A 24,572-nucleotide genomic window follows, 5' to 3' on the forward strand; every position below is an offset into this window, starting at 1 on the left:
GTGGGTGCATACGAATTCTGAGAATGCGCAGCACGCGGCGGCTCGCAAGAGACTCATGAGCGATCTCCATGCGCGGTGGCGACACTCAGGTTCCACGGCCCAATTCGCTTGATTCCAAACAGGACTTCGTAAAGCAGCGGAATCAAGCCCAACGTCACCAGCGTTCCGAGTGCCAGCCCACCGATCATCGCGATCGCCATCCCTTTCCATAATGGTCCGGAGAATAGCATGAGTGGCACCAGTCCCGAAATGCAGGTGACCTTGGTCATCACGATTGGACGAAGCCGTTGTATCGCGGCCCCAACCAAGGCTTCATGGCGTGGCAGGCCTTCCGCTAGCCCCTGGTCGATGCGTTCCAGCAAGAGCACGGCGTTGTTGACAATGATCCCGAACAGGGCCAGTACGCCGAAGGTCGCCATGAAGCTGAAAGGTGTGCCGGTCAGCTTCAGAGCCAATACCACGCCGATAAGCGTGAAAGGGATCGTCGCGAGGATCACACCGAGCTTGCGGAAAGAATTGAACTGCCATACGAACAGCATCAGCATCGCCAGAAATGCGAGGGGCATGTAGGTCGACAGCGCGGCGTTCGATTCGGCGGCTTCCTCGATCTCGCCGCCAAGTTCAACCGAGTAGCCCGCGGGCAGGTCCAGGGCAGCGACGCTAGGCGCCAGGCGGTTGATGATCTCCTGGGCGGTGTAAGAGGTGTTCTGTCCTTGCACGGTGATCGTGCGGATGAGATTGCGCCGTTGGATGACCGAGGGCTCGCTCGCGAGCGATACGTCTGCGACCTGAGCCAGCGTCACCGCTGGACCGCCGTTGGTGGGATAGATGAGCGTCGCGCCTACGTCTGCCGTGCTGCGACGCTCGCTTACGATACTGCGCAGGACGATCGGGACGGAGGTGTCACCGTCGCGAATAACCGAGATCGATCTGCCGCTGTAGCGGACATCCAGCCCGCCAGCGATGTCTTCAGTCGTCACGCCCGCCCGACGCGCGCGGTCCTGGTCGACCCGTACGTCGATGCGGCCAACGCGCGTATCCCAATCGTTCTTGACGTTGATGGTGCCGGGCAGCTTGCGCAGCGCTGCTTCGATTTTGGACGCGGCCCCCAACAATACCTCCTCATCCGGACCGCTGACGCGATAAATGGCAGTCCCTGACTCGGTCGCACCGAGCGAGAAACGCTTGGGCTCGGCGCGCACGTCGCCATGTGCTTGCGCAAAGTAGCTGCGGGTGCGGGCGAGGACGGCGTCGATGTCGCTCTTCGGCTTCAATGTGACAACGAAGTACGCGATGTTCGATGCCGGCAGTGGTGGATTCAGGCTAAGGATGAAGCGCGGGCCACCATCGGCGACGTAGCCGATGTGATCGGAGACTTCTGGATTGATGTTCGTGTCGCCCAGCCAACCACTGATCTGCTTCACGCGGGCGAGCGTTTCGCGCGAGTCGGTACCGGGGGCGAGCTGCACCGGAATCTGGAACTGAAGCCGGTCGGACTTGGGCATGAAATCGTACGGCAGGGTGGTGAAGCCATACAGCGCAATGGCAAGCGCCGCGATCATCGACGCTACATAGACCGCCTTATGGTGGAGCACCCACTCCAGTACGCGCCGGTAGCCACGGTAGAAGCGGGTGTCATAGGCGTCGCCCTGCTCCTGCTTGTGATGGGGTTTGGCGAAGTGGTAGCACAATAGGGGCGTGACAGTCAGGCACAGCAGCCACGAAGCGAACAACGTCAGTGCCAGCACGACCACGAGATTGTGCAGATACTCGCTCGTGGCGTTCTGGCCAAAAAAGAACGGCGAGAACACGATCACGATCACGAGCGAGGACGTGAGCAGCGGAATGGCGAGCGTGCGGCCCGCCTCGAGGCAGGCATGCTTACGATCTTCGCCACCGGCCAGGCGGCGTTCGATGTCTTCGGCAATCACAATGCCGTTGTCCACCAACAAGCCGAGCGCAATGATGATGGCGCCCATCGAGACGTTCTGAAGCTCGATGTTCATCGCGCGCATGACGATGAGTGCACTGAGGATCGTCAACGGCACGATCATGCCCACGATGATCCCGGTGCGCCAACCGAGAAATAGCACGACGACACCGAGGACGACGATGATCGTCTCCATCATGACGTGGTTCATTTTGCCCATCTCGTGCTTGACGACATCGGCCTGGAAAGTGACGTATGACAGATCGAAACCCGCCGGCAGCAGCTTCTCCTGGTCTGCAACCCGTGCTTTGAGCGCTTTTCCGAACTGCTCCACGTTCTGACCGGAGGCCATCGAAACCGCCATGACGACAGCGGGCTGGCCTTTGTAGATGGCAGCAGATTCCGGCGGATCGGCTGGCCGCACACTCACCTGCGCCAGTTCACCCAATGCGATCGTCGGCACGGGCGCCGTACTACTTTGCGGTCGTGGCAGCGCGATCGGCATTGCTCGCAGGGAGGGAGCGTCACGCACTTCGCCACTGACCGCCAAGGTTGCATTGATGCCGCCGACAACAATTTGTCCACCCGAAGCGACGACGTTCTGTTTGACGAGTTGGTCGATCACCCCCTGTGGTGTCAGCTCCAATCGCGCGAGCCTAGGCCGATCGAATTCGAGATAGACGCGCTCTTCCTGCAGGCCGTAGAAAGTGATGCGCTCAATACCAGGCACGGTGTACAGGCGGTCGCGCATCTGCTTGAGCGCGACGCGCATCTCGCTCATGGAGTAACCTGGTGCAGTGACCGCAATCGAGGCAACCGCGACGCGGCCGAAGTCTTCGTCGACGAAAGGCCCCATCGTGCTCTGTGGTAAGGCATCCTTCGAATCGGCGACCTTGGCCCGGACGCGCTGCCAGATCGGTGCCAAGTCGGTGTAGCGGTCCCAGATCGTGACCTGGATCATGGCGCTGCCTGCGCGCACGGTGCTCGTCACGCGCTTGACCTCTGCCAGTTCGCGCAAGCGCTCCTCGATCGGCCGGGCAATGAGTTGCTCAACGCGTTCGGCGGGCAGCCCCGGGTTCAACGCCGTGACCATCGCATCGCGGACCGTGACAGTCGGCTCCTCCTGAGAAGGAAAATTCAGGAAGGTCGCGATGCCGGCGACGAAAATGATGAGCGCTACAAAGTAGGTAAGTCGACTGGCGCGCAGCGCCATCTCGGTGATCTTCATGATGAAGTAACCTGGTGGATCGCGTTAGCGCTTGGTCAATTGAGTGGTGGCTTCCAGTGGTGTCACTGGCTGTCCATCGGTGAGCCATCCTCCTCCGGCGGCAACCACCGTCTCGCCGGGCTTGAGTCCAGCGAGGACGCGCGCGCTGTCTCCTTCCTGTACCGGCGTGAAGCGCACCGCGCGACGGTGCACCTTCTTATCTTCAGGGGTGTAGACGAAGACGGAAGCCTCGCCCGGCTTCGTGCCGAGCACCAGCGAGGCATAAGGTATGGATACAGTCTCGGGCCGAGAGGTCTTGGAGGTTGCCGCAGGTGCGTCGAGCACGACCTGTACGGGAATACCTGGCCGAAGTGCGCGCGCTTGCGCGTTATCTTCAGGCACTAGCACCACGGGTAGGAGCGAGCCATTTTCGGCGCGCAGACCGACACGACGTACCACCGCTCGGATTGGTTGTTCGGCTCCGCTCCAGCTCAGTTCTGCGCGTTGGCCGACATCTATGTGAGGTGCCTGTGTAGTAGACGCGTTCGCGATGATCTCAGTGCCACTGCGCACGCCGTCGACCTGAAATACCGGCGCACCAGCAGCAATGTCGGTGAACGCCAAAGCCAGCTTTTCCGCCACGACACCATCGAAAGGAGCGACGATCATCGTGCCACGTTGTGCTCGTTCGGCCAGGCCAAGCGCCGCCTTGGCAGTGCGCGCTTGACCCTCTGCGACCGCTAGCTGCGCCTTCGCGCTCTCGAACGCAGCAGGGGAGATGACTTCGCTTTCGAGCAACCGGCGCTGTTGATCTGTCTGTACACGTCGATCCATCAGGCCGGCTTCGGCGGCCGCCAGGGATGCTTGCGCTTGTGTCACGCGAAGCCGGTCAGGTTGCGCATCAAGTTCTGCCAGGACTTGGCCGCGGGAGAACCGTTCACCCACGTCGACGTTCAACTTGGCGATCCGTCCTCCTGTTTCAAATCCTAGGATGCTGCGCTCGGTTGCTCGCGCCGAGCCAGTCAATTCGATGCGAGAGCTATGCGGGAGATCCGACTGCGCGGCGGCGAGCTTCACTGCGCGCGGAGGCTCGGATACGGTGGATTGCGAGTTTCCGCACCCTGAGAGCAGAGTCGAAATGGATAGTGTGCAAGCAACCGCCAAGGAGCGCGGTGCGCACGCGGTCATGACACCGCTACGGACGCGACTCATGTGCGTCCTTTTGCCGGGACAAGTTCGAGATGGCCCGAGGCGAGATCCTGGAGCGCCCGAAAGAAATGCCGCCGCTCTGCGGGTGCGAGTATTGGCAAACCCAGAAGATCGGCGAACAGGGCGCCATCCAATGCCAGCATGATGAGTGCCGCGGTCTCGGTGCCACGCGGGGATCGACGCACGCGTTCGTACTGCACGCGGTACCACTCGCGCAGTGGGTCGAGAAGTGTTGGATCTTCCGCAGCTGCCGCGAGCAGCGCTGCGCCCATCTTCTGCATCTCGTCGTCGGGCATCGCTTCCACCTGGCTCGACAGCCAGGGGTCCGGATCTCCGGCAAACCTGCGCTCGTGATTGGCTTGTACCGCGTCGAACGCCCGGATCATCTCGTCGATCAGTGTCACGAACAAATCGCGTTTGGTCTTGAAGTGATAGAGAAACGCCCCTTTGCTCAACCCGGCCCGCACAACGACGGCGTCCAGTGTCAAGCGACTGGCACCTTCCTCCAGCACCAGTTCGCGGGCGGCCTGCAGGATGCGGTCGCGAGTTCGCTGGGCTCCTTGCTGGAAGGCCGGGCTGCGCATCGGCGCTGCTATGGGCAGTGGACGGGGGGGCAACTTTGTTTTCGCGCGGGGCGGCATGGTCGTGCTCCAAAAAAGCTTGAGTCATATACAGTCCAGACGGTATAGTAGAAGCCATACAACAGTCCGTCAAGACTTTTTCGGAACGCAAGGAGCTGCCATGTCTCAAATTCTTGAACGCTATCGCCTCATTGCCATGATTTCTCCGCTACTGCTTCTTGCGGCCTGCAGCCATGCCCCGCACTCTGCCGATCCACCTCGCCTGGATGTACCGGCCCATTTCTCAAATGAAGAGGGAGGTGAAGGCATCTTGGACAAATCGTCCCGCCGTACTCTTCCCGTCGATTGGTGGACGGCCTACGGCGATCCGCACCTCAATGCCTTGGTCCGGGCGGCGCTGGAGCGCAATACCGAACTGACGATTGCGCGAGCGCGCGTGGACGAGGCATCGGCCGCCACGCGGCGAGCACGGGCCTCCCTGCTCCCCTCGTTGTCCGCGGGCACGCAGGCAACTCGAGGACGCGACTATTCAGAGAACGTTGCAATCGGCAATGATGGCCGCGCCACGTTGTCCGCATCGTGGGAGGCAGACCTGTCGGGACGGCTTTCGCAGGCAGCAGAAGGTGCGCGCCTGGATGCGGTGGCAGCCGAACAAGCGTGGGTTGCCACGCGGTGGCAGGTCGCGTTTGAAACAGTGTCGGCGGCTGTGCAGCAGCGCCAAGCCAGTGAGCTCGAAGCGCTAGCCGCGGCGCGGCTGGCATCCGCAGAACGACTCGTCTTGCTGATGCAACGGAAGTTCGAGGCCGGACAAGCTACCGGCTTCGACATCGAGCGTACCCGCGCCGGCGTCGTCGCACTGCGCGTGGAGCAAGAGCAACTGCGGCGTGCGCGCGGCGAGGCGACGCATGCACTCGATGTACTAGTGGGACAAACGCCCGGAGCGCCTGCAGCTTCCCCAACTCTTGCGTCGCTCGCCGTCCCGGACTGGACACCGACACGCATACCTGCGGACCTGCTGAGTGAGCGGCCCGACGTGCGCGCCGCCGAAGCGAAGTTCGCCGCCGAAACCGCGCGCTGGAACGCAGCCGAAGGCGAACGCTTCCCCAGGCTGGTGTTGGACCTGAGCGGCGGACGGCAGCGCGTAGAGAGTGTGGGAACCCGCATCACTGGAAACATTTTTTCACTTGGGGCCGGGGTGTCGTTGCCGATCTTCGATGGTGGCGCGATCCGTGCCGGCATCGAGACCGGAGAGGCGCGCAGCCGAGCTGCCCGTGCGGAGTTCGAGCGCACTTTGTTGAGTGCTTTGCAGGACGTAGAGAACGCATATCTCGGTTGGCATACGCAGCACGCAGCACTGGAGCATCAGGCCGAGGGTGTCGCAGTCGCGGAGCGTCAGCTCGATCGCAGCCGACGTCTGTTCGAGGCGGGACAAGTGGACGCCACGGTGGTGGCCGAGGCTGAGGCCGGGGTGCTGTCAGCGCAGGCTTCGCTGATCCGCACGCGGGCCGAGACAGCCATGCAATGGGGCGTCCTGGCAAAAGCATTATCCGGCTCTCCTGTTTGATCGCAGAAACATGCTGGAGCAGCTTGCGAAGGCTAGCTAAATAGCGTGACGCAAGGCGAAGGTGGTGAGGCCTGAGTGATGAGGAATGCGAACATGGAAATTCGACACCTGCGCTACTTTCTGGCGGTGGCAGAGGAGCTGCACTTTGCCCGAGCCGCAGAGCGCCTCCACATAGAGACATCGCCGCTGTCGCGCGCCATCAAGGAACTTGAGGAAGAGTTGGGCGTAGCGCTATTTGCGAGAACCACTCGGAGCACCCGCTTGACTCGTGCGGGCAGGCTCTTCTTTGAGAGCGTGCCGCGTGTCTTCGCAGCTTTGCAGCAGGCGCGCGACAGTGTGAACGCCGCAGCCAATGGCTTTCATTGCCAGCTCCGTATTGCATTGTCTGATGGAATCACGCCATCGCGCCTGCCTGCGTTGTTGGCGCTCTGCCGGCAGGAAGAGCCGGAAGTGGAAGTTCGCTTCTTCGAGGTGCCTTTGGCACAGCAAATCAAGGGATTGTGTGGCGAACTGTACGATCTCGGCTTCGCTCAATCGGATGAAGTCGGCGAAGGCATCATCGCCGTGCCGGTGTGGAGTGACCCTCTGATGGTAGCTGTGCCCGCACGGCACCCCTTGCTATCCCACAAACAGATTCCCCTAGAAGAGCTGTTGCGGTATCCGCTGGTGCTCTGCGACGCGGTGGCGTGTGAGGGCCATGCTCGGCAAGTTGAACGGGTGCTACGTCGCGTGGACATAGAGCCACTGATTGCCGAACGCGTGACTTCCAGCGATCTAATGATGGTCCTGGTTTCGGCGGGACTTGCACTAGGCCTCACAGGAGGCGCGCATATCACAGCCAGCAGGGAACAGGGGGTGGTCGCACGGCCGCTGACTGGACGTTCGCCAATGCTCACGACCTATCTACTACGGCCGGCCAGCGAGCCGTCAGAAATGCTGACTCGCTTCATGGAACGCGTTCATTCGATCAAATCTCCAGATGCCAAAGGTCGGCGGTAAACCATCACACAATCTCCCAAAGAAAATTAACCATGAAGAAGATTGCTCTCATATTGCTTTCCTCGACATTGGCAGCCTGCAGCCCATCTGGGAAACCAGATAAAGCCAACCTTCCGACAGTCGATGAATTAGCGCTCAATCCTGAGCGTCTGAAAGAGTTGCGCAAGCAATGCAAGTTGGATCGACCAATGCTGGGCGACCAACTATGTAACCGGGTTGCCGAGGCTACGCGAAAGCGCTTTTACGAAGATGGCGATGTGCCCCACACCACGCCTAAAGAGCCGCCGAAGTTCTAAGCTGGTGGTCATGCCGGAGTATGTATGCCGGATATGAAAAATTTGAAGGAGAATCGCAATGGGTTGGATCTATCTTGTTTTGGCTGGATTGTTTGAAATCGGATGGCCGGTCGGGCTGAAAATGGCGCAAGAGCCAACATCGCGTTGGAGTGGGGTCGCAGTAGCCGTCTCTTTCATGACAATTAGCGGCGCCTTCCTATGGCTTGCTCAGCGTCAGATACCGATTGGGACTGCTTATGCGGTGTGGACGGGTATCGGAGCGGCGGGAACTTTCTTAGTCGGAATTCATTTCTATGGCGACCCAACCTCCCTGATGCGATACCTTGGCGTGGCGTTGATCATCCTGGGCGTTATCACGCTCAAGTTATCGAGTTGATCGCTAGCTCCATTGGTAGCGTAGTCGCTAGGCGACCCAGCTCCCAGAGTGGATCGGGCGCTGGGAACTCGTACGGTCACCTCCTCTCTCTAGTCGCTATGTGACGAGCTTGCCGGCGCCTCGGGAGAGTTCGAGCCAGTGCGCGTAAGGCGGTGGGAGCACCCATTCCGGGTGGCTCCACCTTCAGTGCCTGCGCCAAGGTGACCTGAGTACGAACTTTGTAGCCAGTCAGGCAGTGAGTTCGGAGGGGATGCTATCGGATTGGATCCAGTTGCGCCGGATCGTCGCCGGCGGTTTGTAAGCATGCGCGCTATGCGGCCGCTGCTCGTTGTAGAACTGTCGCCAACGTTCGATCAGCACCTTCGCTTCGGTCCGACTGCGGAACCATTCGCGGTTGAGCAGTTCGTCGCCCATCGTTGCCTGCGAAGTCAGGACCAGCAGAATCCTGAGGGGAGTTCTCATCATGGTTTTCTCCGTTCAGACGCTTGGGATCAAGCGGCCGGAGACCACTACGCCTGCTTGGCTTTGCGCGCTGCCTCGACCAAGCTGTCGAGCCAGTCCTGATGGCCGTTGATCATCGGGTTGGGTTTGGCGTTGTGCAGCTCCTCGGCCGGTTTGCCCTTCTGAGTTTCCTGCGTGAGGATGCGCACGCGCCTGCCGTCCAGGTTCTCAACCAGCCAGGCGTGATGCACATCCAGGCGCGTATCTGTGCCTTCCTCGCCGGACCAGCCGTGCCAGGCCACGCGGCCGGGTTGCCCATCCGCAGGTGGCACGTATTCGTTGCACTGCCCCTCTACCGGGAAGCCGAAGGTCTCGAAGTAAAACCGATCGCCGTCGGCCAGTACCGGGCCTTTGCCGTCATGAAAGCACACGTTAGCCGAGTTGGCGTAGTAGCTTGGCCACAGCGATGGTGTGACGAGTAGAGGCCATACGTCGGCCGCGCTCAAGCCGGCGGCGATGATCTCATTGGAGGCGAAATTCTCAGTAAAGCCCGGCGTGTAGCCTTCGGGCCAGAGGATGGCGTTCTGTTGCTTGCTCATATCGAAGCTCCTTCACAAAATGTCGATGACGCAACAGGGGTGGCTGCGTCATTCAAGTGGTCATGGAGCAAATCATGAGCCTCCATCTGCAATAAGTGAAATCCTAAGTTTCTATTTTTGATATCATAAAATATGATATCAAGGCCTAGGTTCTGCCATCCACCGACTAGGCTATCTCGCAGCGGCGCTACGAAAGGGCGCGTCTCCAATTGAGCCGACTGATTGCTTATTTGTAGTGCGAGGTAGAGTTGTGCTGAGCATGACGATAGGAGCGATCTTGCCTACTTGTTGTTAGCACAGGAAGTGAACAGCAGTGCTCGTATCCAGCGATGTGCTGGATCGTGATGGGTGCGTTCGTGCCAAGCAGCCGTCTTGGTGAACCCCGGTATCTTCACCGGCGGCAGGGAGATAGCCAGCTTGTCCATACCGGCGACCAAGCGGCTCGGCAAGATCGCAACCATGTCACTGGCACGCAGGATGTCTGGCAAGATCAGAAAGCTCTTGACCGACAGTGTGACGCTGCGTCGTTTGCCCAACTGTTCTAGCGCATCGTCGGTGACGCCGCGGAAACCTCCACCATCGTAGGAAACAAGCGCATGGTCGAGAGCACAGAACTGTTTAACGGTCAGCTTGCGCCCCATAGCCGCAGGATGGTCTTCCCGCAGGACACACACATAGTGTTCCTTGAACAGCTCTCGGGCATGCAGATTTGGCGGAGTGATCTCTGGCGTCAGGAGGGCTAAATCGATCTGACCGCGCTCAAGCTGGTTCTGTAGCTGCCCGCTCTCGACTGGCACTAATGAGACTCGTACACGCGGTGCGTGCCGTTTAAGTGCCGATAGAAATGGGACAGCAACGGCACGCAGCGCATAGTCCGTCGCGGCGATGGAGAAGGTCAGTTGTGCGGTGGCCGGATTGAAGGAAGGTGGCTGGAGCAGCGCGTCGATTTCGGCGAGCACCTGCTTGACAGGCATCCCTAGATCCAGCGCCCGCTGCGTTGGAACGATACCCCGCTGCGAGCGCGCGAAAAGCGGGTCACCGAAGCTCTCGCGCAACCGCGTCAGCATGCCACTCAAGGCCGGCTGGGTTAGTCCCAGACGGGCCGCCGCCCGTGTCACATTGCGTTCGTCTAACAATGCGTCCAGCGCCTTGAGCAAGTTGAGATCCATACTCTTGATATTTTTCATTTTTATTCCAATCTTAAATATCATCGTTTTTCATGATATCTAAATATTGCCTATGAGTGGAAGCAAGGCCCATTGACGGCTTTTTTTGGGTAACTTGCTTGGAACTCTGTATGCGCCGCAGTGCGCTTTCGCTTGCGGCGCTTTTCTTTGACTCGCCACCGCGCTCATTCTTTCTTTTCCCTCGACCATTGTGCTGCGAACGGTCTTTGACCGGCACTAGCCCAGAACCGATCCTGACGCCTGCGACACCCCCTGTGCAACGCTTTCAATGAGACACCAGCGCAGGAGAAATCGGAGGACAGGTCATGCAAGGGACGAACGTTCTGTTCGGCCAGATCGCTGTGGTAATCGGCATCGTGATCGCCGGCGTCTGGGGCGCCACACAATGGACAGCAGCGACCCTTGGCTATCAAGTACGCCTCGGATCGCCCTGGTTCGATCTTCTAGGTGTACCGGTTTATCACCCGTGGCGCTTGTTCGAATGGTGGTTCTTCTTTGATGCCTACGCGCCGCACGTCTTCGACACAGGCGGTGCGATTGCGGGTGGTAGCGGTTTGTTCGCTTTACTCGTCGCCATCGCCATGTCGGTATGGCGTTCTCGGCAGTCGCGGCTGGTTACGACTTATGGTTCGGCACGCTGGGCCGATGCCGTCGACATCCGCAAAGCTGGACTGACCCTCCCGGCGGGCGTCTTCCTCGGCCAACACGACGACCAATACCTCCGACATGAGGGGCCGGAACATGTCCTGAGCTTCGCACCCACGCGCTCGGGCAAGGGCGTGGGCTTGGTGGTGCCTACGTTGCTTTCGTGGCCGGCGTCCGCCGTCATTCACGACATTAAGGGAGAGAACTGGAAGATCACGGCGGGCTGGCGTTCGCGCTTTTCGCACTGCCTGCTTTTCAACCCCACCGATAGGCAGTCGGCCGCCTACAACCCGCTGCTTGAAGTCCGGCGCGGCGCACATGAAGTGCGCGACGTGCAGAACATCGCCGACATTCTGGTTGACCCTGAAGGTGCGTTAGAGAAGCGCAATCATTGGGAGAAGACCAGCCACGCGCTACTGGTCGGTGCAATCTTGCATGTTCTGTACGCAGGCGAGGACAAGACGCTGCGCGGCGTCGCCAACTTCCTCAGCGACCCGGCGTGTCCGTTCGAGCTGACGCTGCACCGGATGATGACGACGAAGCACCTGGGCGATGCGCCTCACCCGGTTGTCGCATCCGCTGCCCGCGAAGTGCTCAACAAGTCGGACAACGAGCGATCGGGCGTGCTCTCCACCGCCATGTCGTTTCTCGGCCTGTACCGCGACCCGACCGTGGCCGAAGTCACATCGCGCTGCGATTGGCGCATCGCCGACCTGATTTCCGCCGAGCACCCGGTATCGCTCTATCTGGTGGTGCCGCCCTCCGACATAAGCCGCACCAAGCCGCTGATCCGGCTCATCTTGAACCAGATCGGGCGGCGGCTGACCGAATCGCTCGACGGCAGCGATGGCATCGCGCGCCGGCACAAGCTGCTGCTGATGCTGGACGAGTTTCCGGCGCTGGGTCGCCTCGATTTTTTCGAGTCCGCGCTTGCCTTCATGGCCGGCTACGGCATCCGCAGCTTTCTCATCGCTCAAAGCCTGAACCAGATCGACAAGGCGTATGGGCAGAACCATTCCATCCTCGACAACTGCCATGTCCGGGTGACTTTCGCCACCAACGACGAAAGGACGGCGAAAAGGATTTCCGAAACCCTCGGCACCGCCACCGAGCTTCGCGCGCAGCGCAACTACGCGGGCCACCGCCTCGCTCCGTGGCTGGGGCACCTGATGGTGTCGCGTCAGGAAACTGCACGTCCGCTGCTGACGCCCGGCGAGGTGATGCAGCTTCCACCTGAGGACGCCGTAGTCATGGTGTCCAGCGTTGCCCCGATCCGCGCGAAGAAGCTGCGTTACTACGTCGACGCCAATTTCAAGGATCGCGTCCTGCCACCGCCCGTGCTCGCAGTCGGGAGGTACGCCGACGCGCCGCCAGCCCGCCCCGACGACTGGAGCGGCTTGGCGATCCCGGCCGTACCTACGGCGCCGACCTCGGTATCCGCCGATGGTCCGGGCGGCACCGATGACGGCGGCCCGCGCCGCCAGCTCGAACTCTCCGAAACCGTCGCCTACGAGCCCGAGTTGGACGCGTGTGCGAACGACCTGGAGCTGCTCGATGACGACGACCTGGCGCTCCCGCTTCCCGGCCAGCTCGACCCGGCCATGCAGCGCACGGCCCGGCTGGCTTCTCTCGACCCCAACGACGGAATCGACCTATGAGCCAATACCGCCTCAATCTTTTCATCCAGCCCGAGCACGCCAAGCGCCTGGATGAACTTGCCGCCAAGAAAGGCGTGTCCAAGTCCTCCATCGTCGCAGCGGCCTTGGCGTCCTGGCTGTCACCCGATGCGGGCGACCAGCGTGAGGCCGCCATTGCCAAGCGGCTGGATCGACTGTCGCGGCAGACCGAACGCATGGAGCGCGACCAGAACATCCAGATCGAAACGCTGGCGCTGTTCATCCGCTATTTCTTGACCATCAGCACGCCGGTGCCAGAAGCCCACAAGGACGCGGCCCGCGCCCAGGGCAAAGCGCGCTTCGAGCAGTTCGTCGAGCAGTTGGGTCGCCACCTGCTGCGTGGCCGCAGTCTGGTGCGCGACGTGGTGGAGGAACTGCACCCCGATCCGATGCGGATGGATGACGCAGCAGCGATGGCGTCCGCCGATGAGCGAGCTGCAGAGCGTGCGTCATGAGTGCCGTTCCGCAGATTCCGCCTGAATCTCGCTCATCCGCCGCGGCGTCCCAGGATCGCCGCATCCAGATGCTGCGCACGGCGATGGGGCCGCTGATCGCCGCTGCGCTCGAAGATCCGGATGTTGTGGAAATCATGCTCAACCCCGATCGCACCCTGTGGGTGGATCGGCTGTCGTCGGGTCGCTCGCCGCTGGGCGTGGAGATGCCCGAGGCCGATGGTGAACGCATCATCCGCCTGGTCGCCGCGCATGTCGGCGCGGAGGTGCATCGCGGCCAGCCGCTCTTGACCGCCGAGTTGCCGGAAACCGGCGAGCGTTTCGAGGGCATCCTGCCTCCGGCCGCCCCGGGGCCAGCCTTCGCGCTACGCAAGCGGGCCGTGAGCATCATCGGCCTGGATCGCTACGTGGCCGACGGCATCCTGACCGCCGGGCAGGCCGAGTTCCTGCGCCGCGCCGTGCGCGAGCGGCAGAACATCCTGATCGCCGGCGGCACCAGCACCGGCAAGACCACGCTGGCGAACGCGCTGCTGGCCGAGATCGCCGCCACAGGCGACCGCGTGCTGGTGCTCGAAGACACCATCGAGCTGCAATGCGCGGCCCGCGACCATGTGCCGCTGCGCACCCGCGCCGGCGTCGTCACAATGACCGAGCTGGTGCGGGCCACGATGCGCCTGCGGCCTGACCGCGTGATCGTCGGCGAAGTGCGTGGCGGCGAAGCCCTGGACTTGGTGAAGGTCTGGGGCACCGGCCACCCCGGCGGCATTGCCACCATCCATGCCGGCTCCGCCTTGGGCGCACTGCTGCGTCTGGAGCAACTGATCCTCGAAGTGGCAGTGAATCCGCCCCGCGCCCTGATCGCCGAGGCGGTCAACGTGGTGATTCACATCGCAGGCCGTGGCCGCAAACGTCACGTCGAAACCATCTCCCGTGTCGTCGGCTTCGACGGTGCGGGCTATCGCCTGACAGATGCGCTGGAAACGCCGTTTCCCGAGCTGCCGCCGGTTCCTCTTGCAGCCGCTGCCGCTGCGCCTTCCTCGACCCCTGACCAACCTGGAGAACTGCCATGACGCACGTTGATGCTTTCCGTCTTTCCGTAAATCCTATTTCTCGCCTGTCCAGCATGGCGCGGCTGCGCCACCTGGCCCGTCCCGCAGGGCAAGGGCTGCTGCTGGCCGCGCTGATGCTGTTGCTGGCGGGCACGGCGCAGGCCGCCGGTTCCTCGATGCCGTGGGAAGGGCCGCTGACCTCCATCCTCGAATCCATCCAAGGGCCAGTCGCCCGGATCGTGGCGGTGATCATCATCATCTCGACGGGGCTTGCGCTGGCGTTCGGTGATACCAGCGGCGGCTTTCGCAAGCTGATCCAGATCGTGTTCGGCCTGTCCATCGCGTTCGCCGCGTCCTCGTTCTTCCTGTCGTTCTTCAGCTTCTCCGGAGGGGCCGTCGTATGAGTAAGGCCACCGATCTTCCGGGCTTTGAAGTGCCGCTGCATCGCTCGCTGACCGAGCCGATCCTGCTGGGCGGTGCGCCGCGCACCGTGGCGATTGCCAACGGCACGCTAGCCGCCGCCGTCGGGCTGGGCCTGCAACTGTGGATTCCCGGCGTGGTGCTCTGGATCGTCGGCCACTCGCTGGCCGTATGGGGTGCGCGCGTCGATCCGCAGTTCATGCAGGTCTTCGCGCGGCATATCAAACACCGCCCGCTTCTGGACGTGTGAGGGGAGGACGCCATGCTGAACCTTGCCGAATATCGTCAGCGCCCGGCCTTGCTTGCCGACTGGCTGCCCTGGGCCGGGCTGGTCGCGCCGGGCGTTGTGCTGAACAAAGATGGTTCGTTTCAACGCACGTTCCAGTTTCGCGGCCCCGACTTGGACAGTGCGACACAGGGCGAGCTGATTGCCACGTCGGCGCGGCAGAACAACGCGCTTCGCCGTACCGGGTCTGGCTGGGCCTTCTATATCGAGGCCGAGCGGATGCGGGCATCGAGCTATCCGCAATCCTCCTTTCCCGAACCACTGTCCTGGCTGGTGGATGAGGAGCGACGCGCGGCGTTCGAGGAGTCGGATGGCCATTTCGAGAGCGTCTATCACTTCACGTTGCAACACCTACCGCCGCAAGAGTCTCGCGCCCGTGCGGCTGGGATGCTGTACGAGAACCGGCCCACTGAGGGTGTGGACTGGCGTGGTCGGCTTGATTCCTTCGTGGCAGAGACCGATCGCGTGTTCGACCTGCTCGATGGTGTGATGCCGGAGATTGCCTGGCTGGACGATAGCCAGACGCTGACCTACCTGCATGCCACAGTCTCCACGCGGCGCTATCGCGTCGGCGTGCCCGACGTGCCGTTCCATATCGACGCACTGCTGGCCGATGCCGCGCTGGTCGGCGGCCTGGCGCCCATGCTGGGCGATCAGCACCTGCGCGTGGTGTCGGTACGAGGCTTCCCGACCTCGACCTGGCCGGGGATCTTGGACGACCTCAACCGCCTGGGCTTTGCGTATCGCTGGAGTACGCGCTTCCTGTGCCTGGACAAAGCCGAGGCGGAACGGGAATTGGGGCGCTTGCGGCGCCAATGGTTCGCCAAGCGCAAGAACGTCATCGCGCTGCTGCGCGAAACGATCTTTCAGCAGGAAAGCCCGCTGGTCGATACCGATGCCAGCAACAAGGCCGCCGACGCCGATGCCGCCTTGCAGGAGCTGGGCAGCGATCAAGTCGCCTTCGGCTACCTCACCGCCACGGTGACGGTGCTCGACGCCGACCCGGCCGTGGCCGACGAGAAGCTGCGCATGGTGGAGCGCGTCATCCAGGGCCGGGGTTTCGTGACCATCCCCGAAACCCTCAACGCAGTCGATGCCTGGCTGTCGTCCGTCCCCGGCAACGCATACGCGAACGTGCGTCAGCCCATCGTTTCGACGCTGAACCTGGCGCACATGATGCCGATGTCAGCGGTATGGGCTGGGCCGGAGAAGAACGAACACCTCGATGGCCCGCCGCTGATCGTCACCCGCACCGATGGCGCGACGCCGTTCCGGCTGGTGACGCACATCGGCGACGTGGGGCACACCCTTGTCGCCGGGCCGACCGGCATGGGCAAGTCGGTGCTGCTCGCCATATTGGCCATGCAGTTCCGGCGCTACTTCGGCTCGCGGATCTTCGCCTTCGACATGGGGCGCTCGATGCGCGCCACCATCCTCGGCCTTGGCGGTGAGCACTACGACCTCGGTGCCGATGGCGGCATCGCCTTCCAGCCACTCGCGCGAATAGCCCACGAGGGCTACCGCACCTGGGCCGCCGAATGGGTGGAGGGCCGGCTGCTGCACGAAGGCGTGACGGTCGGCCCGGACGAGAAGGCTGCCATTTGGTCGGCGCTGCGAAGCCTTGCCGGTGCGCCAGTGGAGCAGCGCACCATGACCGGCTTGTCGGTGTTATTGCAGTCCAACGCGCTGCGCCAAGCGCTCGCGCCCTATGTGTTGGGCGGCGCCCACGGCAAGCTGCTGGACGCTGACCACGACCGGCTGGGCATGGCCGACGTGCAGGGCTTTGAGATGGAAGAACTGATGCACAGCCCCGCCGCCGTGCAAGCAGTGCTGCGCTACCTGTTCGCCCGCTTCGACGAACGTTTTGACGGCGCGCCCACGCTGCTGATCCTCGATGAAGCGTGGCTGTTCCTCGATGAGCCGTCCTTCGCGGCCCGCATCCGGCAATGGCTCAAGACGCTCAGAAAAAAGAACGTCAGCGTCATCTTTGCCACGCAGTCGCTGGCCGACATCAAGGACTCGACCATCGCGCCAGCCATCATCGAAAGCTGCGCGAGCAGGATCTTCTTACCTAACCCGCAGGCCACCGAGCCGCAGATTCGCACGATCTACGAAGGCTTCGGCTTGAACAGCCGCCAGATTGAGATCGTGGCGACCGCACAGCCCAAGCGCGATTACTACTACCAGTCGCGCCTCGGCAATCGCCTGTTCGACCTCGACCTGGGGCCTGTCGCGCTCGCATTCGCGGGCGCATCCACCCCTCAAGACCAACGCGATATTGACCGCGTGCTGACGCAGGCCGGCGCTCCCGGCTTCGCCGGCGCGTGGCTGCGCCATCGCGGCCTCGGCTGGGCCGCCGACCTGCTGCCGTCCGCTCCGGCGGCAGCTTCCTTTCTCGCTTCTCAACCGCTGGAGGTTTCACCATGAAGACCAAGCCCCGTTTGCTCTCTGTCTCACTCGCTGCCGTGCTGTCGGTATCGCTGCTGGCCGTGCAGCCCGCATCCGCGCTGACGGTGTTCGACCCGTCCAACTTCGTGCAGAACACGCTGACCGCCGTGCGCACGCTGGAACAGATCAACAACCAGATCAACCAGCTTCAGAACGAGGCGCAGATGTTGATGAACCAGGCCAGGAACCTGGCAAATCTCGACTTCAACATCGTCAACCGCCTGCGCTCGACGCTCGCCACCACCGAGCGCCTGATCGCCGAGGCGCGCGGCTTGGCCTACGACGTGCAGAGCATGGATGCCACGTTCGCCCGCCTGTACCCGGAACAGTACGCCGCCACCATCAGCGGCGACCGCATGGCACAGGACGCCCGCGAACGCTGGCAGAACACCTTGAACGGCTTGCACACCGCGATGCGGATGCAGGCGCAGGTGTCGCAGAACCTCGCCCAAGACGAAAGCGCGCTGGCCGATCTCGTGAGCCAGAGCCAGTCGGCCACCGGCGCGCTGCAAGCGATGCAGGCGACGAACCAGCTCCTGGCTTTGCAGGCCAAGCAGTCGATCCAGGCGCAGCAGCTCCAGATCACGCAAGACCGGGCCGCTTCACTGGAACTGGCGCGGCAAGCGGCGGCTATGGAGCGCGCCCGCGAAGTGCGGCGGCGCTTTCTGGGCACCGGCACGCCGTACACGCCGCAGTCCGTCAACTTCTATAACAACTGACCGGAGGCGGCCATGCGATGCGCTTCCGTCCTGATGGCCGTGCTGCTGACCGCGTGCGGCCAGCAGCCGGCCGAGAACCTGGCCGACGCCCTGGCCGCAGATCCGGTGCGGCTCAAGGCGTTGCGCGGGCAATGCGCGGCCGACCGGCAGGCCGTGGGCGAGGATGCCTGCCGCGCCGCCGCTGAAGCCTTCCGGCGGCGCTTCTTCGCCGGCCATACCGGGCCGGATGAATACAACTCGCTGGCTGAACTCCCGCCGATTCCGCCGAGCTTCGATACGCCCGCAGATGAATTGCCAGAGGGCGCCGTTCCGCTCACTCCGCCCGAGGATTCGCCATGAACGACGTGACCATCATCGACCGTTTCCTCGATACGTTCTCGCGCTACATCGACTCGGGCTTCGGCTTATTGCAGGGCGAAGTGGCATTTCTCACCGCCACGCTCATCGTCATCGACATGACGATCGCTGGCCTGTATTGGGCCATGAGCCACGCCACCGGCCAGGGCGACGACGTGATCGCCAAGCTGCTGCGCAAGGTGCTCTGTGTCGGCGCGTTCGCCTACATCATCGGCAACTTCAACTGGCTGGCGAGCATCGTGTTCCGCTCGTTCGCCGGCTTGGGAATTACCGCTACCGGCTCGGCCATCACGATGGAGAACTTCCTTCAGCCGGGCCGGCTGGCGAAGACCGGCATCGACGCAGCCGCGCCGATTCTGGAACAGATCGGGGACATGGCTGGGTTCCCCGAGGTGTTCGTGAACATCGACCCTATCGTGGTTCTGTTCATCGCCTGGCTGGTGGTGATCCTCTGCTTCTTCGTGCTGGCCGTACAGCTTTTCATCACGCTGATCGAGTTCAAACTGACTACGCTCGCCGGCTTCGTCTTGATCCCGTTTGCACTCTGGAACAAGACCTCGTTCCTCGCGGAAAAGGTGCTAGGCAACGTGGTGTCGTCAGGCATCAAGGTCTTGGTGCTGGCCGTCATCGTCGGCATCGGTTCAGGCCTGTTCGCCGAGTTCCAGGTGCATCCCGACGAACCATCCATCGACCACGCGCTGGTCGTGATGCTGGCCTCGCTCGCGCTGCTGGCGCTGGGCATTTTCGGCCCCGGTATCGCCACCGGCCTGGTGTCCGGTGCGCCACAGCTTGGTGCGGGCGCGATGGCTGGTGCTGCGGTCGGGGCTGTCGGCACCGGCGTTGCCATCGGCGCCGCCGTAACGGGCGTGGGCGGCGCCGTCATGGCCGGGGCACGAATGGCCCCGGCGGCCGCAAAGCTGGCCGGTGCCGGTGCGCGTGCCGCGACTTCGGCGGCCGGCAGTGCCCGATCGGCGTTCCAGGCCGGTTCCGCTGCGGCCGGCGGCGGTGCCAAGGGCGCGGCGGCTGGCCTCGGCAATGTCGCCAAGACTGGCGCACAAGCCGCAGGCCGCAGCGTCACCTCTGGTGCTTCCGCTGTTGGGCAGAAGGTGGCCGACTCCTTCCGCGCTGGCTGGAACGGCACAGAAGCCGGCAGCGACGGTGCTGGCCCCGGCCAGACCGCAGACGGCACCGCAGGCTCGCAGAAGCAAGAGCAACCGGCCTGGGCCAAGCGGATGCACCGCCGCCAGCAGGCTACCCATGCCGCGACCACTGCCGCCCACACGCTGCGCGGCGGCGACGGCGGCGGCTCCGGGCAAGGCCCGAGCCTGCGGGATTCCGATACCTAACCTTCAAGGAGAACACCCATGCGATTCAAACGACCGCAGGTGCGCTACGCCGATACGCCGCAGCCTGCCACCCCGTATCAAGCCGCCGCCCAGGTGTGGGACGACCGTATCGGCTCCGCCCGCGTGCAGGCGAAGAATTGGCGCCTGATGGCCTTCGGCTGCCTAGTGCTCGCGCTGTTGATGGCCGGCGGCCTGGTGTGGCGCTCGGCGCAGTCCATCGTGACGCCCTATGTCATCGAGGTCGATCAAGCCGGGCAGGTGCGCGCCGTGGGAGAGGCCGCCACGCCGTACCGGCCCGGCGACGCGCAGATCGCGCACCACCTGGCGCGCTTCGTGACGCTGGTTCGCTCGCTGTCCATCGACCCCATCGTGGTGCGGCAGAACTGGCTCGATGCCTACGACTACACCACCGACAAGGGCGCGGCGGTGCTCAACGACTACGCCCGCACCAATGACCCATTCGCCCGCATCGGCAAGGAATCGGTAACGGTGCAAATCACCAGCGTGGTTCGCGCGAGCGACACGTCTTTCAACGTGCGCTGGACAGAGCAGCGCTATGTCAACGGTGCGCCCGCCGGCACCGAACGCTGGAACGCCGTGCTTTCGACCGTCCTGCAAACCCCGCGTACTGAACAGCGCCTGCTCAAGAACCCATTGGGTATCTACGTCAACGGCCTGTCATGGAGCCGCGAACTGGATTCTTCCGAAGGAGCCAAACCATGAAACTTCGTTTCCGCCTTTACGTTGTTCCTTTGACGCTGCTGGCCCTCGCGGGCTGCGCCTCGCAGGGGAAGCCGCCGCCATCCATCTCGCTCGACGAGACGGTGCTGGCCCAGCCGTTGCCCGAACCGCCCAAGCCCGTCGAAGTCGTCGCCGTCCCTGAACCGCTGGCGCTGCCGGCGCAGTTGAAGCCCCTGCCGGAACTCGATGAGGCCCCCGTTGCGCCGGAGCCGGCCGACGAAAAGGTGCGCGTTTCCCGTGCCAATGCAGAAGCGCGTATCGCGCCTACCCGTGAGGGCTACGTCAACGCGATTCAGGTGTGGCCGTTCACCGATGGCGCGCTTTATCAGGTCTATGCGTCGCCGGGGCGCGTGACGGTGGTTTCGCTTCAACCGGGCGAGGAACTGGTAACGGTCGCCGCCGGCGATACCGTGCGCTGGATCGTGGGCGACACGTCCAGCGGCGGCGGGGCCGATCTGCGCGTCAATGTGCTGGTCAAGCCTATCCGCTCCGGTCTGAAAACCAATCTCGTCATCACCACCAGTCGGCGCACCTACCTGCTGGAGCTGACCTCGACCGAGAGGGCATGGATGGCGTCGGTGTCCTGGGACTATCCGAAAGACCGAATGCTCGCGTTGCAGCGCCAGGCGCAGGCAGCGCAGGCAACAACGCCTGTCGATACGGGCCTGTCGCTGGACAAGATCCGCTTCCGCTACGCGGTATCGGGCAGCAACCCGCCGTGGAAGCCTCTGCGCGCCTTCGATGATGGAGAGAAGGTCTATATCCAGTTCCCGCCGGGCATCGCCCAGGGCGAGCTGCCGCCGCTGTTTGTCATCGGCGCGCAGGGCGACGGGCAACTGGTGAACTACCGTTTTCGCTCGCCGTACTACGTCGTGGATCGCCTGTTCGGCGCGGCCGAACTGCGGCTGGGCGGCGATGGCGGCGACGTGGTGCGGATCGAGCGCACCGATGGTGTTGCACGGAGGAACTGACCATGAGCCAGGATGACACTCCCGACCTTGCCGCGCCGCAGGCGGACAAGGTGGCGCCGGAGGCAGTGGCGCTGCGCGCCCAGCCGCGTCCAGTCACACGCCTGAACCGGCGCTCGCTGGCCATCCTTGCCGGCGTCCTAGCGGTCGCCGTGCTCGGCGCGCTGATGTGGTCGCTGCAACCTCATCGACGCAGCACAGGCGAGCAGACCGAGCTTTACAACGTCGATCGCGTGTCAAAGTCGGAAGGACTGGATGCGCTGCCGACGGACTATTCCAAGCTGCCGCCGGCGTTGCTGCCTGCCGTTCCCGAACTAGGGCCACCGCTGCCGGGCGATCTTGGCCCGGCTATCGTGAAGTCGCAGCAACCGGCGACGGCTGCCTACGCGGCCCCCGGTCACGACCCGAACGATGCCCTGCGAAAAGAAGCCGAGGTGGCCGCGGCCTCGTCCGTGTTCTTCCGCTCGGGTGGGCAGAATGCGGCGCCGGTAGCGCAGACACAGGTGGCCGCTGCGCCGGGCTTCGCCGCCAATGCGGCGTTTGACCCGCTGGCGGCCGGGCCGGCCTCCACGGCGGCCCAACCTGCTGACCCGACAGCGGTGCAAAACCGGCAAGACCAGAAAGAGGCTTTCATGAAAGCTGGCCCCACTGAAACCCGTAATTCCGGCAATCTGACTCTGCCAATTTCGCCGTATCAGGTTATGGCCGGAACAGTGGTCGCAGGTGCCTTGGTGACGGGCATCAAGTCGGACTTGCCCGGCGACGTGATCGCCACGGTGACGGAGCCGGTCTATGACACAGCCACCGGGCGCTTCCTGCTGATTCCGCAGGGTTCGCGCATCCTGGGCAAATACAACAGCCAGGTCAGCTACGGGCAGAGCCGCGTTCAAGTCGTCTGGAACCGGATCATCCTGCCGGACACGTCTTCGCTCACGCTCGACAACCTGGCCGGCACCGACCCAGCCGGCTATGCCGGGCTGGAGGACGATGTGGACTACCACTGGGGCCGCATCTTTGCCGGTGCGGCACTCACCACGCTGCTGGGCGTCGGTGCCGAGCTGGCCGCGCCGGAGAACCGGCAGGATGGTGATCGCGTCATCATCGCTGGGCGCGACAGCGCGCAGGACAGCATCAATCAGGTCGGCCAGGAGATGACCCGGCGCAACCTCAACATCCAGCCGACCTTAACGCAACGGCCGGGCCTGCCGGTTCGCATCATCGTCAACCGGGATCTGGTGCTGCGGCCGTACCAGCCGCTGTTCTTCAACCGGGGGACTTCACGATGAGCACGACCAAGAAGCTGCGGCTCGGCCCGCTGCCGAAGACCGAGAGCACCAAGCTGACTTTCGTTTGCCCGACCAGCTTGAAAGTCGACCTCGACCGCTACGCCGCGCTACACGCGCAGGCGTATGGCGAGGCCGTTGATGCGGCGACGCTGATCCCGCATATGCTGGAAGCGTTCATGGCGGGGGATCGAGGATTCAGGAAGGGCACGGCGACCCGCAGCACACCACCGAAGCCGCCATGATTGCACCGCATGCTATTCAACGGCATCCATCGAACGCGCAGCCCAGGCTGCGCGTTCTTCATTCTGGATGCCGCCGAGCCTGTTGGGCTATGATGATGCGACAGGCCCGCCGTTCCTCGGCAATCCAGCACTACACAGTGCGATGCGGCTTTCTCTCCCAACGCTCCTATGTCGCTCCTAGCCGACAACGCCGCTCTTCTTCTAAGCGGCCCCGAAAGGAGCTAACCTACTGTCCCATATACGGTTTCAAGTCCTTCTTGATTTGCGCGAAAGAATTGACACCGGCACTTTTTTGTTGGCCCGCGCATCGCGATACGCGCGGGTAATCGTTTACTACCCAGTTCACCAACCGTTACAATCCCGTCGATTCATCGGGCGCCCGGTACGTGTTGCGGAAGGGGGCCCGCGGAGGGTGGATCGGCGCGGTATGCGCCGGTACGCCAAGGTGGATGTGCCGTCGGGCTCCGGGCCGTGCGGAAGTCCCGATGCCCCTGCGCCGCTGGCCAGGGCCGCGGCGAACGCCGGGCCCCGGTTGATGGCGCGAGCCCCGTTCAGGCCCGGACGCAGTCGCATGCGGTCGGGCGGAAAGGACTAGAAGAGACAAGCGAGTGCTGGCCAATTACCTGCCCACCCTGTTGTTCCTGATCGTCGCCACCGGCATCGGCATCGCGCTGATGGTGGTCGGACGGTTCCTCGGCCCCCGCCGTCCGGACGCGCAGAAGCTGTCGCCGTACGAATGCGGCTTCGAGGCCTTCGAAGATGCGCGCATGAAGTTCGACGTGCGCTACTACCTGATCGCCATCCAGTTCATCGTCTTCGATCTGGAAATCATCTTCATCGTTCCGTGGACGCTGGTGTTCCAGGAGCTCGGCCCGCGTGCGTTGGTCACGATGGGCCTGTTCGTGGGCATGCTGTTCCTCGGCTTCATTTACGTTTGGAAGAAGGGAGCGCTCGAATGGGAGTGATCCAGACCGTCGATCGTCTGATGAACAACCCGATCCCGGAAGGGCGGGTGGACGACATCCTGCGCCCCGAGGGCGACAACCCGCTGCTGGAAAAGGGCTACGTGACCACCAGCGTCGATGCGCTGATGAACTGGGCGCGTACCGGCTCGATGTGGCCGATGACGTTCGGCCTGGCCTGCTGCGCGGTCGAGATGATGCATGCCGGCACCTCGCGCCTGGACCTGGACCGCTACGGCGTGGTGTTCCGCCCGTCGCCGCGCCAGTCCGACGTGATGATCGTCGCCGGCACCCTGGTCAACAAGATGGCCCCGGCGCTGCGGAAGGTCTACGACCAGATGCCCGACCCGAAGTGGGTGATCTCGATGGGCAGCTGCGCCAACGGCGGCGGCTACTACCACTACTCGTACTCCGTGGTCCGTGGTTGCGACCGCATCGTGCCCGTGGACGTCTACGTGCCCGGTTGCCCGCCCACGGCCGAAGCGCTGGTGTACGGCATCCTGCAGTTGCAGAAGAAGATCTGGCGCACGCAGACCATCGCGCGCTGATCCGTCTCTCCCCCGTTCCCTTTCTAGAGCACGCCACG

24 protein-coding genes and 1 pseudogene are annotated in these 24,572 nt (G+C 63.2%); 19 read left to right on the top strand and 6 right to left on the bottom strand.

Annotated features, from left to right (window positions below; genetic code table 11):
• Positions 1 to 53: 53 nt before the first annotated feature.
• The 3 genes from ACSION_RS08225 to ACSION_RS08235 form a co-directional block, all read right to left on the bottom strand.
• Positions 54 to 3,158, bottom strand: coding sequence for an efflux RND transporter permease subunit (locus tag ACSION_RS08225; RefSeq protein ID WP_003092293.1), 3,105 nt, complete (start codon positions 3,156 to 3,158; stop codon positions 54 to 56).
• A 24-nt stretch (positions 3,159 to 3,182) separates the two neighbouring features.
• Positions 3,183 to 4,214, bottom strand: coding sequence for an efflux RND transporter periplasmic adaptor subunit (locus tag ACSION_RS08230; RefSeq protein WP_225984323.1), 1,032 nt, complete (start codon positions 4,212 to 4,214; stop codon positions 3,183 to 3,185).
• Positions 4,215 to 4,345: 131 nt separating this feature from the next.
• The gene (locus ACSION_RS08235; protein WP_236081160.1) at positions 4,346 to 4,930 is read right to left on the bottom strand and encodes a TetR/AcrR family transcriptional regulator; all 585 of its coding nucleotides are present in this window, start codon (positions 4,928 to 4,930) and stop codon (positions 4,346 to 4,348) included.
• A gap of 157 nt (positions 4,931 to 5,087) precedes the next feature.
• Between ACSION_RS08235 and ACSION_RS08240 the strand changes: the two genes are divergently transcribed.
• From ACSION_RS08240 to ACSION_RS08255, 4 genes are all read left to right on the top strand, one after another.
• On the top strand, positions 5,088 to 6,491 hold the full coding sequence (locus tag ACSION_RS08240) for an efflux transporter outer membrane subunit (RefSeq protein WP_000078291.1): 1,404 nt from the start codon (positions 5,088 to 5,090) through the stop codon (positions 6,489 to 6,491).
• 93 nt (positions 6,492 to 6,584) lie between these two features.
• The gene (locus ACSION_RS08245) at positions 6,585 to 7,490 is read left to right on the top strand and encodes a LysR family transcriptional regulator (RefSeq protein ID WP_000405670.1); all 906 of its coding nucleotides are present in this window, start codon (positions 6,585 to 6,587) and stop codon (positions 7,488 to 7,490) included.
• A 32-nt stretch (positions 7,491 to 7,522) separates the two neighbouring features.
• Positions 7,523 to 7,786 (top strand): EexN family lipoprotein, encoded by a 264-nt coding sequence (locus tag ACSION_RS08250; protein WP_000717310.1) that lies wholly within the window; start codon positions 7,523 to 7,525, stop codon positions 7,784 to 7,786.
• A 58-nt stretch (positions 7,787 to 7,844) separates the two neighbouring features.
• The gene (locus ACSION_RS08255; RefSeq protein WP_000539741.1) at positions 7,845 to 8,162 is read left to right on the top strand and encodes a DMT family transporter; all 318 of its coding nucleotides are present in this window, start codon (positions 7,845 to 7,847) and stop codon (positions 8,160 to 8,162) included.
• A 228-nt stretch (positions 8,163 to 8,390) separates the two neighbouring features.
• Here the strand turns inward: ACSION_RS08255 and ACSION_RS08260 are convergent.
• The 3 genes and pseudogenes from ACSION_RS08260 to ACSION_RS08270 form a co-directional block, all read right to left on the bottom strand.
• Positions 8,391 to 8,570: pseudogene (locus ACSION_RS08260) on the bottom strand (integrase core domain-containing protein); the annotation flags it as partial.
• Positions 8,571 to 8,671: 101 nt separating this feature from the next.
• Entirely contained in the window at positions 8,672 to 9,202 is a 531-nt protein-coding gene (locus ACSION_RS08265; RefSeq protein ID WP_000043569.1) for a hypothetical protein, read from the bottom strand.
• A 281-nt stretch (positions 9,203 to 9,483) separates the two neighbouring features.
• The gene (locus ACSION_RS08270) at positions 9,484 to 10,389 is read right to left on the bottom strand and encodes a LysR family transcriptional regulator (protein ID WP_023093368.1); all 906 of its coding nucleotides are present in this window, start codon (positions 10,387 to 10,389) and stop codon (positions 9,484 to 9,486) included.
• Positions 10,390 to 10,694: 305 nt separating this feature from the next.
• Here ACSION_RS08270 and ACSION_RS08275 point away from each other — a divergent pair, with 305 nt between their 5' ends.
• From ACSION_RS08275 to ACSION_RS08345, 15 genes are all read left to right on the top strand, one after another.
• Complete coding sequence (locus tag ACSION_RS08275; RefSeq protein ID WP_001163195.1) at positions 10,695 to 12,692, top strand: conjugal transfer protein TraG; 1,998 nt, start codon at positions 10,695 to 10,697, stop codon at positions 12,690 to 12,692.
• On the top strand, positions 12,689 to 13,165 hold the full coding sequence (locus ACSION_RS08280) for a ribbon-helix-helix protein, CopG family (RefSeq protein WP_000085131.1): 477 nt from the start codon (positions 12,689 to 12,691) through the stop codon (positions 13,163 to 13,165). The genes ACSION_RS08275 and ACSION_RS08280 overlap by 4 nt, the downstream gene beginning before the upstream one ends.
• Positions 13,162 to 14,232, top strand: a complete 1,071-nt coding sequence (trbB, locus tag ACSION_RS08285) for a P-type conjugative transfer ATPase TrbB (protein ID WP_023093367.1) — start codon at positions 13,162 to 13,164, stop codon at positions 14,230 to 14,232. Before ACSION_RS08280 ends, trbB begins: the two co-directional genes overlap by 4 nt.
• Positions 14,229 to 14,615: a TrbC/VirB2 family protein gene (locus tag ACSION_RS08290; protein ID WP_000150010.1), complete on the top strand. Its 387-nt coding sequence runs from the start codon at positions 14,229 to 14,231 to the stop codon at positions 14,613 to 14,615. The genes trbB and ACSION_RS08290 overlap by 4 nt, the downstream gene beginning before the upstream one ends.
• Entirely contained in the window at positions 14,612 to 14,881 is a 270-nt protein-coding gene (locus ACSION_RS08295; RefSeq protein WP_003092280.1) for a VirB3 family type IV secretion system protein, read from the top strand. Before ACSION_RS08290 ends, ACSION_RS08295 begins: the two co-directional genes overlap by 4 nt.
• Positions 14,882 to 14,893: 12 nt before the next feature.
• Positions 14,894 to 17,344 (top strand): conjugal transfer protein TrbE, encoded by a 2,451-nt coding sequence (gene trbE, locus ACSION_RS08300; RefSeq protein WP_000933135.1) that lies wholly within the window; start codon positions 14,894 to 14,896, stop codon positions 17,342 to 17,344.
• Complete coding sequence (gene trbJ / locus ACSION_RS08305; protein ID WP_003092277.1) at positions 17,341 to 18,084, top strand: P-type conjugative transfer protein TrbJ; 744 nt, start codon at positions 17,341 to 17,343, stop codon at positions 18,082 to 18,084. Before trbE ends, trbJ begins: the two co-directional genes overlap by 4 nt.
• 12 nt (positions 18,085 to 18,096) lie before the next feature.
• Positions 18,097 to 18,423, top strand: coding sequence for a hypothetical protein (locus ACSION_RS08310; RefSeq protein ID WP_014603538.1), 327 nt, complete (start codon positions 18,097 to 18,099; stop codon positions 18,421 to 18,423).
• A complete protein-coding gene (trbL, locus tag ACSION_RS08315; RefSeq protein WP_001000746.1) occupies positions 18,420 to 19,787 on the top strand; it encodes a P-type conjugative transfer protein TrbL in 1,368 nt (455 codons plus the stop codon). The genes ACSION_RS08310 and trbL overlap by 4 nt, the downstream gene beginning before the upstream one ends.
• Before the next feature lie 18 nt (positions 19,788 to 19,805).
• The gene (trbF, locus tag ACSION_RS08320; protein ID WP_001211312.1) at positions 19,806 to 20,510 is read left to right on the top strand and encodes a conjugal transfer protein TrbF; all 705 of its coding nucleotides are present in this window, start codon (positions 19,806 to 19,808) and stop codon (positions 20,508 to 20,510) included.
• On the top strand, positions 20,507 to 21,499 hold the full coding sequence (gene trbG, locus ACSION_RS08325) for a P-type conjugative transfer protein TrbG (protein WP_000776560.1): 993 nt from the start codon (positions 20,507 to 20,509) through the stop codon (positions 21,497 to 21,499). Before trbF ends, trbG begins: the two co-directional genes overlap by 4 nt.
• 2 nt (positions 21,500 to 21,501) lie before the next feature.
• Positions 21,502 to 22,782 (top strand): TrbI/VirB10 family protein, encoded by a 1,281-nt coding sequence (locus ACSION_RS08330; RefSeq protein ID WP_435305603.1) that lies wholly within the window; start codon positions 21,502 to 21,504, stop codon positions 22,780 to 22,782.
• Entirely contained in the window at positions 22,779 to 23,024 is a 246-nt protein-coding gene (locus tag ACSION_RS08335; RefSeq protein ID WP_000108283.1) for a DUF2274 domain-containing protein, read from the top strand. The genes ACSION_RS08330 and ACSION_RS08335 overlap by 4 nt, the downstream gene beginning before the upstream one ends.
• Positions 23,025 to 23,632: 608 nt before the next feature.
• A complete protein-coding gene (locus ACSION_RS08340) occupies positions 23,633 to 23,989 on the top strand; it encodes an NADH-quinone oxidoreductase subunit A (protein ID WP_056881208.1) in 357 nt (118 codons plus the stop codon).
• Positions 23,980 to 24,534 (top strand): NuoB/complex I 20 kDa subunit family protein, encoded by a 555-nt coding sequence (locus ACSION_RS08345; RefSeq protein WP_056881209.1) that lies wholly within the window; start codon positions 23,980 to 23,982, stop codon positions 24,532 to 24,534. The genes ACSION_RS08340 and ACSION_RS08345 overlap by 10 nt, the downstream gene beginning before the upstream one ends.
• Positions 24,535 to 24,572 lie beyond the last annotated feature (38 nt).

It is taken from the genome of Pseudoxanthomonas sp. LjRoot125, assembly GCF_964252705.1.
Taxonomy (GTDB): Bacteria; Pseudomonadota; Gammaproteobacteria; order Xanthomonadales; family Xanthomonadaceae; genus Pseudoxanthomonas_A.

Bases quoted from the DNA above. Each gene is read 5' to 3' on its own strand.
- ACSION_RS08225 (WP_003092293.1), bottom strand. From the start codon at position 3,158: ATGAAGATCACCGAGATGGCGCTGCGCGCCAGTCGACTTACCTACTTT.
- ACSION_RS08235 (WP_236081160.1), bottom strand. From the start codon at position 4,930: ATGCGCAGCCCGGCCTTCCAGCAAGGAGCCCAGCGAACTCGCGACCGC.
- ACSION_RS08240 (WP_000078291.1), top strand. From the start codon at position 5,088: ATGTCTCAAATTCTTGAACGCTATCGCCTCATTGCCATGATTTCTCCG.
- ACSION_RS08245 (WP_000405670.1), top strand. From the start codon at position 6,585: ATGGAAATTCGACACCTGCGCTACTTTCTGGCGGTGGCAGAGGAGCTG.
- ACSION_RS08250 (WP_000717310.1), top strand. From the start codon at position 7,523: ATGAAGAAGATTGCTCTCATATTGCTTTCCTCGACATTGGCAGCCTGC.
- ACSION_RS08255 (WP_000539741.1), top strand. From the start codon at position 7,845: ATGGGTTGGATCTATCTTGTTTTGGCTGGATTGTTTGAAATCGGATGG.
- ACSION_RS08265 (WP_000043569.1), bottom strand. From the start codon at position 9,202: ATGAGCAAGCAACAGAACGCCATCCTCTGGCCCGAAGGCTACACGCCG.
- ACSION_RS08270 (WP_023093368.1), bottom strand. From the start codon at position 10,389: ATGAAAAATATCAAGAGTATGGATCTCAACTTGCTCAAGGCGCTGGAC.
- ACSION_RS08275 (WP_001163195.1), top strand. From the start codon at position 10,695: ATGCAAGGGACGAACGTTCTGTTCGGCCAGATCGCTGTGGTAATCGGC.
- ACSION_RS08280 (WP_000085131.1), top strand. From the start codon at position 12,689: ATGAGCCAATACCGCCTCAATCTTTTCATCCAGCCCGAGCACGCCAAG.
- trbB (WP_023093367.1), top strand. From the start codon at position 13,162: ATGAGTGCCGTTCCGCAGATTCCGCCTGAATCTCGCTCATCCGCCGCG.
- ACSION_RS08290 (WP_000150010.1), top strand. From the start codon at position 14,229: ATGACGCACGTTGATGCTTTCCGTCTTTCCGTAAATCCTATTTCTCGC.
- ACSION_RS08295 (WP_003092280.1), top strand. From the start codon at position 14,612: ATGAGTAAGGCCACCGATCTTCCGGGCTTTGAAGTGCCGCTGCATCGC.
- trbE (WP_000933135.1), top strand. From the start codon at position 14,894: ATGCTGAACCTTGCCGAATATCGTCAGCGCCCGGCCTTGCTTGCCGAC.
- trbJ (WP_003092277.1), top strand. From the start codon at position 17,341: ATGAAGACCAAGCCCCGTTTGCTCTCTGTCTCACTCGCTGCCGTGCTG.
- ACSION_RS08310 (WP_014603538.1), top strand. From the start codon at position 18,097: ATGCGATGCGCTTCCGTCCTGATGGCCGTGCTGCTGACCGCGTGCGGC.
- trbL (WP_001000746.1), top strand. From the start codon at position 18,420: ATGAACGACGTGACCATCATCGACCGTTTCCTCGATACGTTCTCGCGC.
- trbF (WP_001211312.1), top strand. From the start codon at position 19,806: ATGCGATTCAAACGACCGCAGGTGCGCTACGCCGATACGCCGCAGCCT.
- trbG (WP_000776560.1), top strand. From the start codon at position 20,507: ATGAAACTTCGTTTCCGCCTTTACGTTGTTCCTTTGACGCTGCTGGCC.
- ACSION_RS08330 (WP_435305603.1), top strand. From the start codon at position 21,502: ATGAGCCAGGATGACACTCCCGACCTTGCCGCGCCGCAGGCGGACAAG.
- ACSION_RS08335 (WP_000108283.1), top strand. From the start codon at position 22,779: ATGAGCACGACCAAGAAGCTGCGGCTCGGCCCGCTGCCGAAGACCGAG.
- ACSION_RS08345 (WP_056881209.1), top strand. From the start codon at position 23,980: ATGGGAGTGATCCAGACCGTCGATCGTCTGATGAACAACCCGATCCCG.